General features: G+C 52.5%; 14 protein-coding genes and 1 tRNA gene. 6 read left to right on the top strand and 9 right to left on the bottom strand.

Translation table 11 applies throughout. The annotated features are described in order from the left end of the window. Positions 1-58: 58 nt before the first annotated feature. On the bottom strand, positions 59-1,078 hold the full coding sequence (locus SBO83_RS10220; RefSeq protein WP_396131423.1) for a sensor domain-containing diguanylate cyclase: 1,020 nt from the start codon (positions 1,076-1,078) through the stop codon (positions 59-61). A gap of 237 nt (positions 1,079-1,315) precedes the next feature. Here SBO83_RS10220 and SBO83_RS10215 point away from each other — a divergent pair, with 237 nt between their 5' ends. After that, entirely contained in the window at positions 1,316-2,947 is a 1,632-nt protein-coding gene (locus SBO83_RS10215; RefSeq protein WP_396131422.1) for a sensor histidine kinase, read from the top strand. Then, entirely contained in the window at positions 2,944-3,663 is a 720-nt protein-coding gene (gene dcuR / locus SBO83_RS10210; RefSeq protein WP_353503315.1) for a two-component system response regulator DcuR, read from the top strand. Before SBO83_RS10215 ends, dcuR begins: the two co-directional genes overlap by 4 nt. Positions 3,664-3,674: 11 nt before the next feature. On the opposite strand, the gene SBO83_RS10205 is transcribed toward dcuR, so the two are convergent. Continuing rightward, positions 3,675-4,634 (bottom strand): FAD:protein FMN transferase, encoded by a 960-nt coding sequence (locus SBO83_RS10205; RefSeq protein ID WP_396131421.1) that lies wholly within the window; start codon positions 4,632-4,634, stop codon positions 3,675-3,677. Positions 4,635-4,698: 64 nt separating this feature from the next. After that, positions 4,699-7,476 carry a flavocytochrome c gene (locus SBO83_RS10200; RefSeq protein WP_396131420.1) on the bottom strand — a complete coding sequence of 926 codons (2,778 nt, stop codon included), beginning with the start codon at positions 7,474-7,476 and terminating at the stop codon, positions 4,699-4,701. 760 nt (positions 7,477-8,236) lie between these two features. On the opposite strand from SBO83_RS10200, the gene SBO83_RS10195 reads away from it, so the two are divergent. After that, positions 8,237-9,748, top strand: a complete 1,512-nt coding sequence (locus SBO83_RS10195) for an anion permease (RefSeq protein WP_353503318.1) — start codon at positions 8,237-8,239, stop codon at positions 9,746-9,748. Positions 9,749-9,939: 191 nt separating this feature from the next. Further along, positions 9,940-11,589 carry a class I fumarate hydratase FumA gene (gene fumA / locus SBO83_RS10190; protein ID WP_353503319.1) on the top strand — a complete coding sequence of 550 codons (1,650 nt, stop codon included), beginning with the start codon at positions 9,940-9,942 and terminating at the stop codon, positions 11,587-11,589. A gap of 137 nt (positions 11,590-11,726) precedes the next feature. On the opposite strand, the gene SBO83_RS10185 is transcribed toward fumA, so the two are convergent. After that, on the bottom strand, positions 11,727-12,056 hold the full coding sequence (locus SBO83_RS10185; protein ID WP_034792948.1) for a hypothetical protein: 330 nt from the start codon (positions 12,054-12,056) through the stop codon (positions 11,727-11,729). Positions 12,057-12,607: 551 nt separating this feature from the next. Here SBO83_RS10185 and SBO83_RS10180 point away from each other — a divergent pair. Then, positions 12,608-13,498, top strand: a complete 891-nt coding sequence (locus SBO83_RS10180; RefSeq protein ID WP_396131419.1) for a GNAT family N-acetyltransferase — start codon at positions 12,608-12,610, stop codon at positions 13,496-13,498. Between the two features lie 157 nt (positions 13,499-13,655). Further along, on the top strand, positions 13,656-14,117 hold the full coding sequence (locus SBO83_RS10175) for an anti-virulence regulator CigR family protein (protein ID WP_396131418.1): 462 nt from the start codon (positions 13,656-13,658) through the stop codon (positions 14,115-14,117). 172 nt (positions 14,118-14,289) lie between these two features. Here SBO83_RS10175 and SBO83_RS10170 read toward each other — a convergent pair. The 5 genes from SBO83_RS10170 to dsbC form a co-directional block, all read right to left on the bottom strand. Continuing rightward, positions 14,290-14,363 (bottom strand) — tRNA-Gly (locus SBO83_RS10170). Between the two features lie 153 nt (positions 14,364-14,516). Beyond that, a complete protein-coding gene (gene lysS, locus SBO83_RS10165) occupies positions 14,517-16,061 on the bottom strand; it encodes a lysine--tRNA ligase (RefSeq protein WP_185689270.1) in 1,545 nt (514 codons plus the stop codon). A 9-nt stretch (positions 16,062-16,070) separates the two neighbouring features. Then, positions 16,071-17,169, bottom strand: a protein-coding gene (gene prfB, locus SBO83_RS10160; protein ID WP_100936909.1) for a peptide chain release factor 2 whose coding sequence is annotated in 2 segments (ribosomal slippage) — positions 16,071-17,093 and positions 17,095-17,169 — 1,098 coding nt in all. Because the reading frame shifts where the segments join, the coding sequence is not laid out codon by codon here. Between the two features lie 151 nt (positions 17,170-17,320). Then, entirely contained in the window at positions 17,321-19,054 is a 1,734-nt protein-coding gene (gene recJ / locus SBO83_RS10155; RefSeq protein ID WP_396131417.1) for a single-stranded-DNA-specific exonuclease RecJ, read from the bottom strand. Positions 19,055-19,060: 6 nt separating this feature from the next. Then, positions 19,061-19,777: a bifunctional protein-disulfide isomerase/oxidoreductase DsbC gene (dsbC, locus tag SBO83_RS10150; RefSeq protein ID WP_353504026.1), complete on the bottom strand. Its 717-nt coding sequence runs from the start codon at positions 19,775-19,777 to the stop codon at positions 19,061-19,063. Positions 19,778-19,797: the final 20 nt, after the last annotated feature.

Genomic DNA, 19,797 nt, shown 5'->3' with positions numbered 1-19,797 from the left:
ACAATGCCTCCCCGTTTACTGGGGAGGTTTGGGGATTTCGCCGGGAGAAAGGGAAAAGTCAGACCACGCGCCATCTTCTGCGGCGGTTTTTCTCTTCATACATCTGGGCGTCGGCTTCGCGCAGCGCCATGTCCGGCGTGCTGTCCGTTGGGTTGATGGCCACCGCGCCGATGCTCGGCCCGGCGTAATCAATCAGACAAGATTGCAGCTGATACTCGCCGGTCAGCAGTTCGGACAGGCGCTTTTTGAAAGCCTGCGCCGCCTGTTGAGCTTCACTAAACTCCATCGGCCCGGCCCCCGCGACCACGAACTCATCGCCGCCCACGCGGGCCATCACTTCATCGCCGCGCACGCCCTCTTTCAGCCTCTCTCCCACCGCCACCAGAAAATCATCCCCCACTTCATGGCCGTGGAGGTCATTGATCTCTTTAAAATCATCCAGATCGGCAAAGGCGATCAGCACATAGCGCGAAGTGGCGTGGGCCTGAGAAAACAGGGTCGGCAGCTGGTTGAACAGCGAACGGCGGTTCGGCAAGCCGGTCAGCTCATCGGTATAGCTGGCGGTGGTCAGCGCGTCGTTGGCGAGCTGTAATTTCTTCAACAGTTGTTCGCTCTGGATCTGTTGAGCAATCAGGTTGGCGAACAGCTGAAGCACCTGCTCGCTGCGCTCGGACAATTCGCGGTGTTCAGAGCTGGCGGCGCACAGCGTGCCGTACAGCGAGCCGTCGGCCAGCGTTACCGGCGTGCTGACATAGGTGGTGATCCCCAGCGCCCTCGCGGCTTCTGAATCCCCCCAAATCCCGGCAACGTCGCAGGTGTAGCGGCGGCCTTCGTCCAGCGCGCGCTTGCACAGGGTGTCTCCCCAAGGCACCGACAGCCCCTCGGGGATATGCATATTGCTGCCATTGCGGGAAAACAGAATGTGCTGCTGCCCGCCATCTTCGTCAATACGAGTCAGGTAGGTGGACTCCATATTGGTCACCAGCTCGAGCATCTCCAGCAACTGCCGAACCAGTCCTTCGAGCGTATATTCTGCTTCTAACGCTGTCGAAATGCGTTCGAGAAGATTATCTGTCATATGTCATGAAACCTTTGGTGGAGAGAGTCGAGCGGGTGCGAATTTTGAGAGCGAACGTTTTAACATAAATTGCGTGCCCTCGACACGGGAGTTGAGCAAAAAATAATCGTTTAGCCATCAGGCGAGAAAGCTTCGCGTTCAGTTTGCGGCAATAGAGTAACAAGCTAGACTCTCGGCTGACAAACGTGGACCATAAGCTACCCCCTATGGTTAACGACACTTTTCCTTGAGACTTCAATGAGAGACACCAAACAACCTTTTGCCACGCGCAAACGCCCCATGAAACTGATGACGTCGGTCATTTTGATGATTGGCGCAGTGATCCTCTCCGTCCTGCTGGTTGTGCATCTGCTCTATCTTATTCAGGTCAGCGACACCACCCGCGACGGCGTGAAAGAGAAGGCGCTGGCGGTGGCCCGCACGCTGGCTGACCTGCCGGAAATCAGGCGCGGGCTGACTCAGCCTTCGGACAGCGGCATCATTCAGCCGATTGCCGACGCGGCGCGCAAGAGAAATGACCTGCTGTTCGTGGTGGTGACCAACATGAGCGGCATTCGCTTCTCGCATCCGAATAAAGAGGTGATTAGCCGCCGCTTTATTGGTGACGACATCAATCCAGCCTTGCAGGGCAAAGAGAATGTGGCGATCAATCACGGAGTGTTGGTGGAGGCGCTGCGGGTGTTCACGCCAGTTTATGATGACCAGCATAAGCAAATTGGCGTGGTGGCGATTGGCATTTCCCTCAGCAAAGTGACCGAGCAAATCAATAAGAGCCGCTGGAGCATTTTGTGGACCGTGCTGTTTGGTACGCTGGTCGGCGCGCTGGGGACCTTCGCCTTAGTGAAGATGCTCAAACGCATCTTGTTCGGGCTGGAACCTTATGAAATATCGACACTTTTTGAACAGCGCCAGGCGATGTTACAGTCGATCAAAGAGGGGGTGATTGCCGTCGACCAGGACGCGCGGGTGACGCTGATTAATCAAGAGGCACGCCACCTGTTTGGCGAAACCGCCCCTGAGTTTTCCATTAATGTCGAGAACATCGGCGGCTCCCAGCCACTGATCCATAATCTTAACGACGTGCTCCAGACCGGGGTGCCGCGTCAGGATGAAGAGATCAACGTCAAAGGCCGTTTATTGCTGAGTAATACCGTGCCGGTGCGCAGCAATGGGGTGATTATCGGCGCTATCTGTACCTTCAGGGATAAGACCGAAGTCAGCCAGTTGATGCAGCGCCTGAGCGGCATGGTAAACTACGCCGATTCGCTGCGTGAGCGCTCGCACGAGTTTATGAACAAGCTGCACGTGATCCTCGGGTTACTGCACATGAAGAGCTACACGCAGCTTGAGGATTACATTCTCAAAACGGCCAATAACTATCAGACAGAAATTGGCTCGTTGCTGTTAAAAATCAAATCACCTGTTATTGCCGGTTTCTTGTTAAGCAAGATGAAACGCGCCACGGATATGCACCATCAGCTTACGCTCAGCGATGACAGCTTGCTGCCCGACAATGCCAATGAAGATCAGGTGGCGGCGCTGATCACCGCGCTAGGTAATTTGATTGAGAATGCTCTGGACGCTCTGGGCCAGCAGCCGAACGGAGAGATAAGCGTGTTGCTGCATTACCAAAATGGCTGGCTCGCTGGCGTGGTCAGCGATGACGGCCCCGGCATTCCGCCTGAGCATATTGATGCTATTTTTGAGAAAGGGTTTTCGTCGAAAGGTGAAGAGCGCGGCGTCGGGTTATCCCTGGCGAAACAGCAAATTGAGAACCTTGGCGGAAGCATAAGCGTTGAGTCAGAACCTGACGTATACACCCAATTTTTTGTACAACTCCCGTGGGATAGTGAGAGGAAACCGGCATGATCAATGTGCTGATAGTCGATGATGATGCCATGGTTGCAGAGCTTAACCGCTGTTATGTGACTCAGATTGAAGGGTTTACCTGCACTGGCGTGGCCTCAACCTTACAACAAGCCAAAGATCTGGTGTTGAATCCTCAACATCCTATCGACCTTATTTTGCTTGATGTCTATATGCAGCAGGAGAACGGGCTGGATTTGCTTCCCGTACTGCGCGATGCCGGTCGGCCAATCGACGTGATTGTGATCTCCTCCGCCGCCGATGCCGCCACCATTAAGAAGTCGCTGAACTACGGCGTGGTGGATTACCTGATCAAGCCTTTCCAGTTCCCGCGTTTTGAAGAGGCGCTGACCCACTGGCAGCAGAAGAAAACGCTGATGGATCACCATCAGTATTATGAGCAGTCTGACGTGGATCGGCTGATACACGGCGAGCCGCAGACCACGTCTGACAACAAAAAGCTGCCGAAGGGCTTAACGCCGCAGACCCTGCGCACCCTGTGCCAGTGGATTGACGCCCATCCTGACACCGAGTTCTCCACCGACGAGCTGGCGCACTCGGTGAATATCTCGCGCGTTTCCTGCCGTAAGTACCTAATTTGGCTAGCTGACAGCCATATCCTGTTCACCAGCATTCACTACGGTGTGACGGGAAGGCCGGTCTATCGCTATCGGCTGCAAGAAGATCATCACGCCCTGCTAAAACAGTATTGCCAGTAGTATTTGGGGAATTAACGCAGCAGCTGGTAGCTATTATCCAGCAGCGTGAAGCCAAACTGGCGCTGTGACGAGCAGACAATCTGCCGCTGTTTAGTGACAAAAATCGCCTCGATATGTGCAAGGTCTTGCAGATACTCGAGGCTTTTTTCTACCCCCATGCCATACAGCAGCGTGGTGTAGATATCGCCGTCGATGGAATCCTCAGAAATCACCGTCACGCTCTGTAACTCGTTATCCAGCGGATACCCGGTTTTCGGGTCGAGAATATGGTGGTAGCGGCGGCCGTCCAGCTCGAAATAACGTTCGTAGATGCCCGACGTAACCACAGATTTGTTGCTGACATGGATCACCCCCAGCAGCGCATCTTCGGCGGCAAACGGCTTTTTCAGCCCAATCCCCCACCCCTGTTCCCCACTGGCGCCCAGCGTCTGGACATTGCCGCCGAGGTTAATCAGCCCGTGCGGCACCTGCTCGGCCAGCAGGAAATCCCTCACCACGTCGGCGATATAGCCTTTAGCAATGGCCCCCAAATCGATTTCCATTCCGGCGTATTGCAGGAAGACGGAGCGCGCGGCGTCATCGAGTACCACGTCACTAGGGTTGGTCAGGGCGAGCAGGCTTTGCAGGTCGCTGGCGGCGGGCACGCTGTGGCCGCTAAAGCCAATTTTCCAGCGTTTTACCACAGGGCCGATAGTGAAGTTGAACAGGCTGTCTTCGAGCAAACTCACGGCCTTGGCGCGTTTTATCAGCTCGTAAACCGGCGGGCTAACCACCACCGGGTGGCTGCCCGCCGCGTGGTTTACCGCCATCACTTCAGAGTGCGGGCGATTGACCGTGAAGATGTTCTCTTGCTGTTTGATCAGCCGGAAAACGCGTGACGCCAGACTCTCATTATGTTCAAACAGCTTGAGCAGAATGGGGGAGCCCATCAGCACGGCGGAGTAAGCATAAATTCGATCGTCTGGCGTCATAGCGTTATCTCGTCAATCAAGTGGATAAAGCCTGCGTCGGGGAGGCGACGCAGGCTATTCGCCGTTAATTCATCGAGAAGCGAGCGGCGTTGCGTCCTGCAAGAATACCGAAGATGATGATATCCGCAACGGCATTACCGCCAATTCGGTTGCCGCCGTGGATGCCGCCGACCACTTCACCGGCGGCGAATGCGCCGTTCAGGGTCTGTTTCTGGCTGTCCAGCACGCATGTTTCGGTGTTAATGGTCACGCCGCCCATGGTGTGGTGAACCCCCGGCGCGATGCGAATGGCGTAGAACGGCCCCTGATTAATCGGGTGGCGCATCGCCGTGGTGCGGCCAAATTCGGCGTCGTGCTGCTTATCCACCGCCACATTGTAAGTCTCGAGGCTGGCGAGGAAGGCGTGGAAATCCATCTCCAGCTTGTTCGCCAGCTCGCGCGGAGACTCGGCGCTAATTACAAAACCGCGCGCGATATACTCATCGGCAGCCTTGTTGTTCAGTCGAACTTGCTCATCAAACACCACGTAAGCGTATTTTTCCGGCTGGGCGATGATTTGCGCCGAGACTTTGTCGCGGGTTTCCATCTCATTAAAGAAGCGTTTGCCAGCCTGATTGACCAGAATCGCCCCGCCGCCGCGAATGGCTTCGGAAATCAGGTAAGAGGTGGTTTGCTCAACCGTCGGGTGGATTTGAATTTCGCCCATATCCACGGTATCCGCGCCGATATTCTGCAAAATCGCGATGCCGCCGCCGGTTGCGCCTTTATGGTTAGTGGTGACAAAGCCGTCCAGCTCAGGGCGATATTTCACCACCATGTCGCGGTTGGCGCTAAAACCGCCGGTAGCCACAATTACGCTTTTAGCATTGATAGTCAGCACTTCGTTTTCATCGTTTAACAGCTCGACGCCCTGCACTGCGCCCTGCTCATAACGAATCTGGGTCACCGAGGTATCGAGCATCACGTCAATATTGCGCTTGTTGAGGTTCTTCACCAGGCCGCTAATCAGGAAGCCACCCACCGCGCTGCGATCCGCCGGGCGGTGAGTACGGTCGATGCTCATCCCGCCGGTGATGGTGATATCACTCAGCTCGATGTCGTGCTCGGCTAGCCACTCCACGGCCTGCGGCGCGCGCTCGACGAACTCTCTCAACAAGACTTTATTGTTCTTGAACTGGCCGCCTTTCAGGCTCTCTTGGTAGAACAACTCTTTGCTGTCTTCAATCCCTTTGAGTTTCTGGAAGCGCGTTTCCGCCGCGTTCATGCCGACAGAGGCTTTGATGGTGTTGCCGCCGATGGTGGACATTTTCTCCACCACCAGCACTTTCGCCCCTTCATCACAGGCTTGGATCGCCGCGGCCAAACCGGCACCGCCGCTGCCGACCACCACCACGTCATAGCTTTGCGGCGCTGACGGGCTGCCGCCCTCTTCCAGCAGCTGGGCTTTGCAGGATTTAGCGATAGCTTTTGAAACGGCTTTCTTCACGGCTTCGCTTTGCGTGGTCGCGCCGGTGACGGCGTCCACGTGCGGGCTGTTAGCATCCAGAATGCGGCTGCGGATGATTTCGAAGCTGGTGGTGAAGGCCACGTCTAGCTCGGCATCGGCATCCAGCTCGATGTCAGCAATGCGATCGGTTTCCAGACTGACGTTAATCGCCAGCTGATGGGTATCGTCCTGCACTTTTTCATTAAAGACGCCGGCTTTGAATTTTTTCGACGTCATGCTCATGTCGCGGATCATCGCGTCGACCAGCGAGAAGCGCCACAGCGGCTCCGGGATGGTCAAAGCTTCGCGCTGGGTGCTGTCGATAAATAGCTCGAGTTTCTTATCTTGGGTGATGCGATCCGCCCAATCTGGATAAGCGATGCAGGCTTTGCCGACCGCCACCATGTCATAACCGTGCTCCAGCGCCAGCTCGGCATCTTCCATATTCACCACGCCACCGACGCCCATCACCGGCACTTTAGCCAGCGTCTCAGAGCGCATCGCGACATATTTGTCGATCAGCGGCGTTGGATCTTGGCTATCAACAATCGAAGGACGTAGGGTGTAGCCGACGGAGAAGTGCAGGTAATCCACACCGCGCGCCGCCAACTTTTCCAGCAGGTACATGGTGTCAGCGAAGCGAATGCCCGGCTCTTCAATCTCTTCCGGCGAGAAGCGGTAGCCGATAATGAAAGAAGGATCGGCGTATTGCTGCGCCATCTGGTGGGTGATTTCCAGCACCGCTAGCGGGAATTTGGCGCGGTTTTCGCGGCTGCCGCCCCATTGGTCGGTGCGCTGGTTAGAGTTTGGTGAGAAGAACTGCTGAATCAGGTAGGTGTTGGCGCCGTGGATCTCCACGCCGTCGAATCCGGCTTCAATGGCGCGACGCACGCCTTCGCCAAACTTAGCAATCATGCCGTCCACTTCTTCCGTGGTCAGCGCGATGGGGGTGGCGGCACCTTCACGCGGCGCGGCCAGCGCGCTCGGCGCAACCGGAGCCTGGCCGCCAATCAGTTTTGGCTCGGTCATGCGGCCGCCGTGATAAATCTGCAATACGGCTTTTGAGCCTTTCTCTTTGATTGCTTGCGCAATTTTAGCCAGCCCCGGCACTTTGCTGTCGGTGTCGATACCAATGGCGCCGGGGAAGGCCAGACCTTTGTCGTCAATAAAGCAGCACTCGACGATAACCGTGCCGATGCTGCCAGCACGGGCGCGGTAGTATTCCACCAGCTCGCTGTTCACTGAGCCGTCGTAAAAGCCGGTGCAGGTGGTCATCGGTGCCATCAGGAAACGGTTTTTCAACGCGGTGCCGTTTGGCAGAGTAATAGGACTCAATAACCGATCGCGATTTTTCATAATAATTAACTCCAACCTAAAGTGTTTAATATTTTGTGAATTCGGTATCGGATTAATTAATTCTTTTTAGTTAGTCTCCGTTCTCATAGTATTAATATATTACTTTCTTTAGTTTCATAATCTCTAACCTTAGTTATTTAACTATTTACCTATTAATACTCCGCTGTATTTATTAATACATTGTTAAATGACAAATAGAATGATCACATTTAATCAAACACTCACCAGCTTTATATTTAATTAGGGGAAAATGCTTTATCAAGAATGAGACGCAATAAATCGATACAAGCCATCAACTAAAATAACCCTTTAAAATCATAAAACTAAAATCAATCACCCTCCCCCAGAGGATGACCAATGATTACGGGAGCAAGCATTTCATACTAAAATTCCTATCTCAATTTCACTTAGTATCACTCCCGCCAAAATTAACCTTTATTTTTGTGCATGATTAAAAAGAAAAATATAAATAGCTTTTCTTGATCCAGATCAAAAGTAATAAACAGGAAAATCGCATTATATAAATAACTTCTCCCCATTAAGGGGGATAACCCTACCAAATAATGAATATCAATAATGGAGCAACGTAAATGCCGCCATTAAATAGCTTAAGAAAGTTAAGTAACTAAAAAAATCAAAAAGACGCTGACTTTATTACGCACATCAACCCAACAGAGCCGTTAAGAGCCCGCAGTGACCTCCCTGCCGCTCGCGAGATCTTGGGTACTCAGAATTCTCAACTACTTGTTAGGTCAAACCTATGACTGATATCTCTAAAACGATGGTGACACCTCCGGTTAGCAAAGTTTCAGGCGGTAAAAAAAACCGCCTGATGATGATGCTTATGCCCATTCTGGTAACCGTAATTCTGTTGTTTATCCCAGTCCCTGAAGGCTTGCAGCCTCACGCATGGCACTTCTTCGCCGTGTTCGTCGGTGTCATTGTCGGTCTGATTTTTGAGCCTCTGCCTGGCGCGGTGATTGGCCTGACCGGCGTGGTGGTGATTGCGCTGTTCAGCCAGTGGCTGCTGTTTAGCCCGGCTGAGCTGGCTGACCCGAAATTCAAAATGGCGGCGCAGTCCTTTAAATGGGCAGTGAGCGGCTTCGGCAACTCCACCGTGTGGCTTATCTTCGGCGCATTCATGTTTGCCGCAGGCTACGATAAAACCCAGTTCGGTCGCCGTCTGGCACTGATTCTGGTGAAATATCTTGGCCGCCGCAGCCTGACGCTGGGTTACGCCATCGCCTTCGCGGATCTGCTTCTGGCGCCTTTCACTCCGTCAAACACGGCGCGCAGCGGCGGGACTATTTACCCAATCATTGCTAACTTACCGCCGCTGTACGGTTCAAAACCGAATGACCCAAGTGCGCGTAAAATCGGCTCTTACCTGATGTGGGTCGCTATCACCGCAGCCTGTATCACCAGCTCCATGTTCCTCTCCGCGCTGGCACCTAACTTGCTGGCACTGGGCATCGTTAACAGCATCACCGGCATCAATATCTCTTGGGGAATGTGGTTCTTCGCCTTCCTGCCAGTGGGTCTGTTGTTACTGCTGACCATGCCGCTGCTGGCTTACTGGCTCTACCCGCCGGAAGTCAAAGTGAATGATGAAGTGCCGCGCTGGGCCACCGCCGAGCTGGCCAAACTGGGCAAAATGTCCCGTCATGAAATCCTGCTGCTGGTCTTTGTATGCTGCGCCCTGATGATGTGGATTTTCGCCGCCAGCTTCATTGAACCTGCGATGGCTGCCCTGTTGGTAGTGGTGCTGATGCTGTGGACCGGGGTATTGAACTGGAACGACATCACCAGCAACAAACCGGCGTGGAACACCTTCGCGTGGTTCGCCACATTGGTGGCTCTGGCCGACGGCTTATCTCGCACCGGCTTCATCTCTTGGTTAGGTAAAGAAGGCGCGCTGCTGATGGGCGGCATCTCTCCGGGAACAGCGACCATCGTCCTGCTGCTGGCGTTCTACCTGCTGCACTACCTGTTTGCCAGCACCACCGCGCACACCACGGCGCTGCTGCCTGCGATGCTGACCATCGGTGCCGCTATCCCAGGCATCAATCTGCAAGTCTTCTGCCTGCTGATGGTGACGTCTCTGGGTGTGATGGGGATCATCACTCCATACGGTACTGGCCCAAGCCCGATTTACTACGGCAGCGGTTATCTGCCAACCAAAGACTACTGGCGCTTAGGCACCATCTTCGGCGCACTGTTCTTAGCCGCCCTGCTGTTTATCGGCTACCCTTGGATGGCCATGCTGTTCTAAAGGAGGATTAATTTGACACTCAAGCCATTAACAGAGCTTTTACTCAAATAAAACATCCCCAGCCTGTTGCCAGCCAATCACCTTGGCTGGCAACATACACACGAATAAAAACGTCGCCCCCGATCTACCCGAAGATCACTCCAGGAAATCGCTGTACCCATGGCGGCAATAACGGATTAAGTGAGAAAACAATGTCGAATAAAACTTTCCATTATCAAGATCCATTCCCTCTCGCCAAAGAGGACACCGAATATTATCTGTTAACCCGTGACCACGTTTCCGTTAGCCAGTTTGATGGCGAAGAAGTGCTGAAAGTCGCGCCAGAAGGTCTGACTTTGCTGGCACAGCAAGCCTTCCACGACGCCTCTTTCATGCTGCGCCCGGCTCACCAGAAACAAGTGGCGGCCATTCTTGATGACCCGGAAGCCAGCGAGAACGACCGTTACGTCGCGCTGCAATTCCTCAGAAACTCCGAAATCGCCGCCAAAGGCGTGTTGCCAACCTGTCAGGACACCGGCACGGCGATCATCATGGGTAAAAAAGGTCAACGCGTCTGGACCGGCGGTGGCGACGAAGCCGCGCTTTCCAAAGGCGTGTACAACACCTTTATCGAAGATAACCTGCGCTACTCGCAAAACGCCCCGCTGGATATGTATAAAGAGGTGAACACTGGCACCAACCTGCCAGCACAAATCGATCTCTACAGCGTAGATGGCGACGAATACAAATTCCTCTGCGTCGCCAAAGGCGGCGGCTCGGCCAACAAAACCTATCTGTATCAAGAAACTAAGGCGCTGATCACTCCGGCCAAGCTGAAAGATTATCTGGTCGATAAAATGCGTACTTTGGGAACGGCTGCCTGCCCGCCGTACCATATCGCCTTCGTGATTGGCGGGACGTCAGCAGAAGCCACGCTGAAAACCGTTAAACTGGCCTCTACCCACTATTACGACGGTCTACCGACCGAAGGTAATGAGCACGGTCAGGCGTTCCGCGACGTACAGCTGGAAAAAGAGCTGCTGGTGGAAGCCAATAATCTCGGCCTCGGCGCACAGTTCGGCGGCAAATACTTCGCGCACGATATCCGCGTGGTTCGTCTGCCACGCCACGGCGCATCTTGCCCAGTAGGCATGGGCGTTTCCTGCTCCGCCGACCGTAACATCAAAGCTAAAATCAACCGTGACGGTATCTGGATTGAGAAACTGGAAGACAATCCGGGCAAATACATCCCTGAAGCCTTGCGCCAGCAGGGTGAAACCGGCGTGGTTGAAGTTGACCTGAACCGTCCGATGAAAGAGATCCTCGCGCAGTTGTCTGAGTATCCGGTCTCAACTCGCCTCTCTCTGAGCGGCACCATCATCGTTGGCCGCGACATTGCGCACGCCAAGCTGAAAGAGCGTCTGGATAACGGCGAAGGCCTGCCACAGTATGTGAAGGATCACCCGATTTACTACGCGGGTCCGGCCAAAACCCCTGAAGGTTATGCTTCCGGCTCCCTCGGCCCAACCACCGCAGGCCGCATGGACTCCTACGTGGACCTGCTGCAATCCAACGGCGGTAGCATGATCATGCTGGCGAAAGGCAACCGTAGCCAGCAAGTGACCGACGCCTGCCACAAGCACGGTGGTTTCTACCTCGGCAGTATCGGCGGCCCGGCGGCAGTGCTGGCTCAGCAAAGCATTAAGAGCCTCGAGTGCGTCGAGTACCCTGAACTGGGGATGGAAGCTATCTGGAAAATCGAAGTGGAAAACTTCCCGGCGTTCATTCTGGTGGATGACAAAGGTAACGACTTCTTCGAGCAAATCCGCATCAACCAGTGCGCCAAGTGCGTGGTGAAATAAGCTCGCTAGCGAGAAGCTGAAATGCAAAAGCCCGCCGAACATGGCGGGCTTTTTTATGGTCTGCAGCAAGAAAATTCAAGCGCCACGCCCATAAAAAAAGGCCGGATAACCGGCCTTCAGTGTGGAGAATAAGTCGATTAGTTAGTGACTTTATTCTTCAGGTCTTCGCTACCCTGCTTGGTTTTGTCCCACGCTTTTTCCGAACCTTCTTTGGTTTTATCCCAGCCTTTTTTAGTGCCTTCTGACACTTTGCTGGTGGTAGAGTCACGCTTACCTTCAGCGGCGTGCTTAGCTTTCTGTTTTTGCTCTTCGCCTTTATTCTGCTCTTTGTGCAGTTTTTCTTTAGCGGTATCTGCACCTTTGTGCGCTTCAGCGACAGTCTCATCAGTTGCGTGGCTGACGGTATCGGCAGCAAACACAGGTGAAGCCAGTAAAATCGCGGACAGAGCAATAATTGCCTTTTTCATAATACTCCCTCATTGGACAGATACGTTTATTTTAACCTGATAACAGCATGAACCCGTTTTACCGCATACGCTGTAAGAATAGGCCTAAAGTTCTCCGTTGGATAACTTTTGCAGCACCTAAAGAGTAACTCCATCATTTTTATGAAAAGAAAGTTTGGTCTTCGCCCCGCGTTAAAGCGTAAACGGCTATAGCGTTCTTTTTTGCGATTGGGAAAGTGAAGTGCTGAATACTAGATAAATGGATATCTCCCCTCTTTAAGTAAGAGAATCGCTAAATAACTTTTAGTTTTAATAACTAAACGATTAAGTAAAACCAAAAAAAAAACTCATACCAATGATTTATTTACCCTTTATTCACCTGAGATAAATACTCGCTATTCCATTTAACTTTTATTTAGTTTCGCAAGATTATACTCTTTTACTCTATGACCAATTAGGAATAGTCCAACCTTTTAGCGCAAGGAGTACTAGACGACTAGATAAAATCATAGCCATTAAAATACATATAAAATATAAATAACATTAAAAAACATTATTCAAGGAATGAATATATGCTCAGGGAATCATTATCATCCGTTTGCGGATGGAAAGAATGTACAGCTTCTGATTATACCGATATCTATATGCTCTATGGTGGCAGTAGTAATACTCATCCAGAGATTGTTGATTTCATTAATTCGCAAAGCCGTCATAAACTGCGCTATTTTGCCAAACAGGAACATGGCGAGAAGGTCGCTGCCATCTTTACTAACGATAAGATGGACCTGTGCCCGCCGCCGTCCACGTCATCACACCAGCATGTTAACTTCGATGAGACGATTTTTCCTGCCAAACCGAGTTCGCGGTTTATCTTACCTTTCAAATCGAAAATCATCTCTGACGTTAATAAAGAAAACATTATCAATTTGCTGCCTAACGTTTTTAATAAACGCACCGTTTGCCTGGTAAAAGATAACTTCTGTTCTAAGACAAAAAAGAACAGAAGAAATGAAATACATAGTTTTCAACGCAGTGGCGGGGAAATTCGCTCCATAAAAGATTTCACACCCGATGAAATCTGTCATATTTATAAGAAACTCTTCGCTATGCGATGGGGGAAAAGCTTTAGAGATGATTATTTTAACTCTCTCAAATCATTTTCAAATAGATTTCAGAAAATGCTTTTTGGGCACGTCCTGCTGATTGATAACCAGCCGTGCGCCATTGATTATATTGTTAAAACCGACTCCCCCGAATGGTTATATTTTGATGTCGTGAATGGCGGGCTGGATCCTAAATACAAACACCTCAGCCTGGGCAGCATACTCATGTGGCTAAATATCCAAGAGGCCCAGACTGTGGCACAGGCTGCGCAAAAAGCGATGCGCGTGAATCTCGGTAAACCCTCGATGGAGTACAAAAAGAGATGGACACATTGCCATACGCTTTATCGAACGTTGTAAAAGGTCAGATGCCTTAATTTGACCATTATAAATATAAGCTGATTCAGGGACTTCGATTGCATTCGTTGACTAAGAATATATATAAGAAAAGTCCATCTTGTCTGTAAGGTGAATAAGCACTAGATTTGAGTATAACTGCTTAAAAAAGGCCACAAAAATGTTCAAACGTTGCAGGTCTGTCGCCGCCTTAGCGCTGGTTATGTCGATATCGTTAGCATCTCTTCCCATTATGGCCAATCCAGGCAATGGTAATAGCAGCGGTAATCATGGTAATAGTGGCTCCCACGGGAACGGCAAAGGTAATGCTCACAAGGGTAAAGCAGCCCAGAATAGCCATGATAATCTGGTCTCTGTAAATGTCTCTTATGATCGCGTTCGCTCGCTGGCAGTGAACTATGGCTTAACGGGTTATAAGTCTTTACCGCCGGGGATTGCGAAGAATCTGGCTCGGGGCAAACCACTCCCCCCAGGCATTGCCAAGAAAATGGTGCCTTCTGCCATGTTAGACCAACTCCCTTCTTATCCCGGTTATGAATGGCGTATCGCTGGAGACGATCTGATATTAGTTGCCCTGAGCACTGCGATTGTCGCTTCGGTCATTAACGGCGTTTTTGACTAACCTTCGCAATATTTCTAGATAAGCCTCGATGACTCGGGGCTTTTTTTATCTATCAGGTAGTGAAATGCCGGTTAGCCAAACGGATTTTTAAAGCAGTTATTTATTTCGGAAGTGGCAAAACTGGCCGTGCTGGCGCTTTGAAGGAGTCGTTTGAGATACTCAAGAGTGTACTTGGAGCGGGTGAAGGGAATCGAACCCTCGTATGCAGCTTGGGAAGCTACCGTTCTACCATTGAACTACACCCGCTTAGGTATGCGTGGGCATTATAACCCGTTACGTGCGGCGAGCAAGGCGTGTTTTGCGATATGCGCTTGAGATTTAAGCAATTAGCCTTGCGGACTGCTTCGGGCATGAAAAAGGGAGCCGAAGCTCCCTTTTATCACACTCGCCGTTGCGAACTTATTTCGTTGGGCGCAGCGCCGGGAACAGAATAACGTCGCGGATGGTATGGCTGTTGGTGAACAGCATAACCATACGGTCGATACCGATACCCAAACCAGCCGTCGGCGGCAGACCGTGCTCCAGCGCGGTGACGTAGTCTTCGTCGAAGAACATCGCTTCGTCGTCGCCTGCGTCTTTCGCTGCAACCTGATCGGCGAAACGCTGTGCCTGATCTTCTGCATCGTTCAGCTCGGAGAAGCCGTTACCGATTTCACGACCGCCGATGAAGAACTCGAAGCGATCTGTCACTTCTGGGTTCTCGTCGTTACGGCGCGCCAGCGGAGAAACCTCTGCCGGGTATTCGGTGATGAAGGTTGGCTGGATCAGTTGCGCTTCAGCGGTCTCTTCGAAGATCTCAGTTACGATGCGGCCAAGGCCCCAGTTCTTCTCAATCTTGATCCCGATGGACTCCGCGATCGCCGTGGCTTTCACCATATCGTCGAGATCAGCTACGTTGGTTTCAGGACGGTATTTGCAGATGGCTTCTTTCATCGTCAGCTTGGCAAAAGGCTTCCCGAAGTCGAAGGTCTGGTCGCCATAAACGATCTGCGGGTTGCCGTCGTTGACTTGCTCAGCCAGCGTACGGAACAGGCTCTCGGTCAGGATGATCAGGTCTTTGTAATCCGCGTACGCCATATAGAGTTCCATCATGGTGAACTCTGGGTTATGACGCGGAGAAACGCCTTCGTTACGGAAGTTACGGTTGATCTCAAATACGCGATCAAAGCCGCCAACCACTAAACGCTTCAGGTACAGTTCCGGCGCGATACGCAGGTACATGTCGATATCAAGCGCGTTATGGTGAGTGATGAACGGACGAGCCGCAGCGCCGCCAGGGATCACTTGCATCATCGGCGTTTCCACTTCCATAAAGCCCTGATTGACCATAAAGGTACGGATCGCAGCCATGATTTGTGAACGCACTTTGAAGGTTTTGCGCGATTCGTCATTAGCAATCAGGTCGAGGTAACGCTGACGGTAACGCGTTTCCTGATCCGCCAGACCGTGGAACTTGTCCGGCAACGGACGCAGCGCTTTGGTCAACAAACGCAGTTCAGAACAGTGGATAGACAGCTCACCGGTCTTAGTTTTGAACAACTTACCGCGAGCACCCAGAATATCGCCCAAGTCCCACTTCTTGAATTGTTCGTTATAAATGCCTTCAGCCAGATCATCGCGAGCAACGTAAAGCTGAATACGACCGCCCACGTCCTGTAAGGTAACGAAAGAGGCTTTACCCATAATACGGCGTGTCATCATGCGGCCAGCGACGGTCACTTCAACGCCTAAATCTTCCAGCTCTTCGTTCTCTTTGCTGTCGTATTTAGCGTGGATTTCGTCAGAAATGCTGTCACGACGGAAATCGTTCGGGAAAGCGATGCCGGTTTCACGCAGTGCAGCCAGCTTCTCACGACGCGCCTTCAGCTCGTTGTTCAGATCTGGTACTTGCTCAGCGCCCTGCGCTTTTGATTGCTGTTCAGCGGACGGTTGTTGCTCAGACATTTTGGTTCCTCATAACCCGGCTTTCAAACTTGCTTCAATGAATTTATCCAGGTCGCCATCCAAAACGGCCTGCGTGTTTCGTGTCTCAACGCCAGTGCGCAGATCCTTGATACGTGCATCATCGAGCACGTAAGAACGAATCTGGCTGCCCCAGCCGATGTCTGACTTGTTGTCTTCCATCTGCTGTTTATCAGCATTTTTCTTTTGCATCTCAAACTCATAAAGCTTGGCTTTCATCTGCTTCATGGCCTGATCTTTGTTCTTATGCTGAGAACGGTCGTTCTGGCATTGGGTCACAATGTTGGTCGGAAGGTGGGTAATACGTACCGCAGATTCCGTTTTGTTAACGTGCTGACCACCCGCACCTGACGCGCGGTATACGTCGATACGCAGGTCGGCAGGGTTAATTTCAATCTCAATATCGTCATCCACTTCTGGGTAAACGAAGGCCGAGCTGAAGGAGGTATGACGACGGCCGCCGGAATCGAACGGGCTTTTACGAACCAGACGATGAACGCCGGTTTCAGTGCGCAGCCAGCCGAAAGCGTAGTCACCGGTGATCTTGATGGTGGCTGATTTCAGGCCCGCGACGTCGCCGTCGGACTCTTCAATCATCTCAGTTTTAAAGCCTTTGGCTTCGGCCCAGCGCAGGTACATACGCACCAGCATGCTGGCCCAGTCCTGAGCTTCTGTACCGCCGGAACCGGCTTGGATATCCAGATAGCAGCTTGCGCTGTCGTATTCACCGGAGAACATGCGGCGGAATTCCAACTGCTCCAGCTTGGCTGTCAGTTGGTCGAGTTCTTCAACGGCTTCGTGGAAAGTCTCTTCGTCGTCAGCTTCAACCGCCAGTTCCAGCAAGCCTGACACATCGTCACGGCCCTGAGTTAACTGGTCGATGGTTTCAACGATAGCTTCCAGTGCGGAACGCTCTTTGCCCAGCGCCTGTGCGCGTTCTGGCTCGTTCCAAACGTCCGGCTGTTCCAGCTCGGCGTTAACTTCTTCTAGGCGCTCTTTCTTGGCATCATAGTCAAAGATACCCCCTAAGGACGTTTGTCCGCTCGGACAGGTCCTGAATTCGGTTTTTTACCGGATTAATTTCAAACATGATTTTCGCGTCTTACGTTGATTCGGAGTTGGCCCAATGCCATTCGAACCGCTGATTCTAGCGGAATTAGCGGCTCTTTTATAGCAAGTTGCTGTTTTTTTAGCGCCGTCTGTGAGACGACGCTAAGCCTATCCGAGAGGGTAGAAAAGGCTTATTTCGGCCACAAATGCTGAATAATCAGCTGAACGCTGCGATTTCCGCGATATTCATTAATATCCAGCCGATAGGCCAGTTCAACTTCTCGCACGCTGCTGTCCGGCCAAAAAGTCGGATCGATGTTGAACGCAATGCCGTCGAGCAGCGGCCCGCCGCCAATAGGCTCAATCATCAGTTTTAGGTGGCGCTCTTTAAGCAGCTTTTGTTGCAAGATGCGGAAACGCCCGTCGAAGGTTGGCTCGGGGAAGGACTGCCCCCAAGGGCCGCCGTCGCGCAACAGCTCGGCGGTATCAATGGTCAGCTCCTGACCCGCCAGCTCGCCGTCAGACCAAATCACGCCTTCCAGATGCGAGGGATCCAGCCATTCGCCGACCAATTCTGCAAACCGATCGCGGAACTCATCAAATTTGGCTTCTTCCAGCGACAAGCCTGCCGCCATCGCGTGCCCGCCAAATTTCATCATTAGACCCGGATGCAAGGTATCAATACGTTCGAGGGCGTCGCGCATATGTAGACCGGCAATGGAACGGCCGGAGCCTTTCAATACGCCGTCGCCAGCCGGAGCAAAAGCAATGACCGGCCGATTGAAACGCTCTTTGAGGCGTGAAGCCAAAATGCCCACCACGCCCTGATGCCACTCTGGGTGATACATTGCCAGACCATAGGGCAGCGCGTCGCTGCTGCTTTCCAGCTTGTCGCACAGCGCCAGCGCCTCGACCTGCATCCCCTGCTCAATTTCTCGACGGGTTTGGTTCAAAGCGTCTAAATCACTGGCCAGCGCCCGCGCCTGCGCAATGTCATCACTGAGCAGCAACGCCACGCCCACCGACATATCATCTAAGCGCCCCGCCGCATTTAAACGCGGGCCGAGGGCAAAGCCGAGGTCACTGGCCGCCAGCGTGCGCGCTTCGCGATTTGCCACTTCTAACAAGGCGCGAATGCCCGGACGGCACTTACCTGCGCGAATGCGGTTCAGCCCCTGATAAACCAAAATGCGGTTATTGGCATCCAAAGGTACCACGTCAGCCACGGTGCCTAACGCCACTAAATCTAACCATTCGGCAAGATTTGGCGCGGTAAGGCCCTGCTCTTCGAACCAGCCGCTTTTATTGAGCGCGGCGCGAAGGGCCAGCATCAAGTAGAAGGCTACGCCAACGCCCGCCAAGGATTTGGAGGGGAATTCGCAACCGTGCAGATTGGGGTTAATAATGGCTTCAGCGGCAGGCAGGGTGTCGCCCGGCAAGTGGTGATCGGTGACCAGCACTTGAATGCCTTTCTCGTGGGCTAAGTCGACGCCCGCGTGAGATGAAATGCCGTTATCCACCGTCAGAATCAGTTCGGCCCCCCGCGCGGCGGCTTGTTCAACCACCTCCGGGCTAAGCCCGTAACCATCTTCAAAACGGTTAGGCACCAGATACTTTATCTCGCTGCATCCCATGCTGCGCAGCGAGAGTACGGTTAGCGCGGTGCTGGTCGCGCCATCGGCGTCGAAGTCGCCCACCACCATAATGCGCAGGCGGTCGCGCAGGGCTTTCTGCAATAATTCTACGGCAGCATCAATGCCATCAAGTTGCTGATATCCCAGCAATCCTTTAACACTGCGCTCAAGCTCCTGTGAACCTTTAATACCGCGCGCACTGTATAAGCGGCGCAGTAAAGGTGAAAGCTCGGCAGGGAGATTAGCGCCGTCAGCTGCCTGACGACGACGAAGTTGGGTCTGCAAAGTCACTTAAAATCAACCACCGGTTTTTTGTGAAGGTTCCTGCGCGTCGAGCATGGCGGCCATCTCTTTTGGCGGCTGGTAACCTGGGATCATCATGCCGTTTTCAAGCACAATCGCCGGAGTTCCCGATACGCCGAACTGAACGCCCAATTGGAAATGTTTGGAGATGTCGGTTTTGCAGCTCGCTGGAGAAATATCGTCGCCACGCATCGCCGCATCAAAGGACTGTTTGCGGTTGCCGGTGCACCAGATGGACTGCATGTCTTTTTCCGCTTTGGAATTCAGACCCTGACGAGGGAAAGCCAGATAACGCACGGTAATGCCGAGATCGTTATAGTCCTGCATCTGCTGGTGCAGCTTGTGGCAATAGCCGCAGGTGATGTCGGTAAACACCGTGATCACATGTTTTTCTTTCGCCGCTTTATAGATGATCATTTCGCTTTTAAGCGAATCTAACTTCTTGATAAGCATCTGGTTAGTAACGTTCACAGGCTGGGTACCACTGACATCAAACATCGGGCCTTGCAGAACGTGTTTACCGTCTTCGGTGACATAAATCACGCCGCTGTCAGTCGTTACCGCTCTCAAACCGGCGACCGGCGAGGGCTGAACTTCAACGTTTTTCATTCCGAGCTTGTTCAGGGTTCCCTGGACTGCCGCATCGTCAGCCTGGGCCGCGCCAGTAATACAGGCAGCCAGTAACGTTAACAGCATTAAACCTTTTTTCATCATTTCGTCCTTTATCTCCT

The organism is Ewingella allii, assembly GCF_044430645.1.
GTDB lineage: Bacteria > Pseudomonadota > Gammaproteobacteria > Enterobacterales > Enterobacteriaceae > Ewingella > Ewingella allii.
This window is presented reverse-complemented; position numbering and strand designations above follow the sequence as displayed.

What these genes read in the sequence shown, in the direction of transcription:
- SBO83_RS10195 (WP_353503318.1), top strand. Translation starts at nt 8,237, where the DNA reads ATGACTGATATCTCTAAAACGATGGTGACACCTCCGGTTAGCAAAGTT.
- SBO83_RS10215 (WP_396131422.1), top strand. Translation starts at nt 1,316, where the DNA reads ATGAGAGACACCAAACAACCTTTTGCCACGCGCAAACGCCCCATGAAA.
- dcuR (WP_353503315.1), top strand. Translation starts at nt 2,944, where the DNA reads ATGATCAATGTGCTGATAGTCGATGATGATGCCATGGTTGCAGAGCTT.
- SBO83_RS10175 (WP_396131418.1), top strand. Translation starts at nt 13,656, where the DNA reads ATGTTCAAACGTTGCAGGTCTGTCGCCGCCTTAGCGCTGGTTATGTCG.
- dsbC (WP_353504026.1), bottom strand. Translation starts at nt 19,777, where the DNA reads ATGAAAAAAGGTTTAATGCTGTTAACGTTACTGGCTGCCTGTATTACT.
- SBO83_RS10205 (WP_396131421.1), bottom strand. Translation starts at nt 4,634, where the DNA reads ATGACGCCAGACGATCGAATTTATGCTTACTCCGCCGTGCTGATGGGC.
- SBO83_RS10185 (WP_034792948.1), bottom strand. Translation starts at nt 12,056, where the DNA reads ATGAAAAAGGCAATTATTGCTCTGTCCGCGATTTTACTGGCTTCACCT.
- SBO83_RS10200 (WP_396131420.1), bottom strand. Translation starts at nt 7,476, where the DNA reads ATGAAAAATCGCGATCGGTTATTGAGTCCTATTACTCTGCCAAACGGC.
- SBO83_RS10220 (WP_396131423.1), bottom strand. Translation starts at nt 1,078, where the DNA reads ATGACAGATAATCTTCTCGAACGCATTTCGACAGCGTTAGAAGCAGAA.
- SBO83_RS10180 (WP_396131419.1), top strand. Translation starts at nt 12,608, where the DNA reads ATGCTCAGGGAATCATTATCATCCGTTTGCGGATGGAAAGAATGTACA.
- lysS (WP_185689270.1), bottom strand. Translation starts at nt 16,061, where the DNA reads ATGTCTGAGCAACAACCGTCCGCTGAACAGCAATCAAAAGCGCAGGGC.
- fumA (WP_353503319.1), top strand. Translation starts at nt 9,940, where the DNA reads ATGTCGAATAAAACTTTCCATTATCAAGATCCATTCCCTCTCGCCAAA.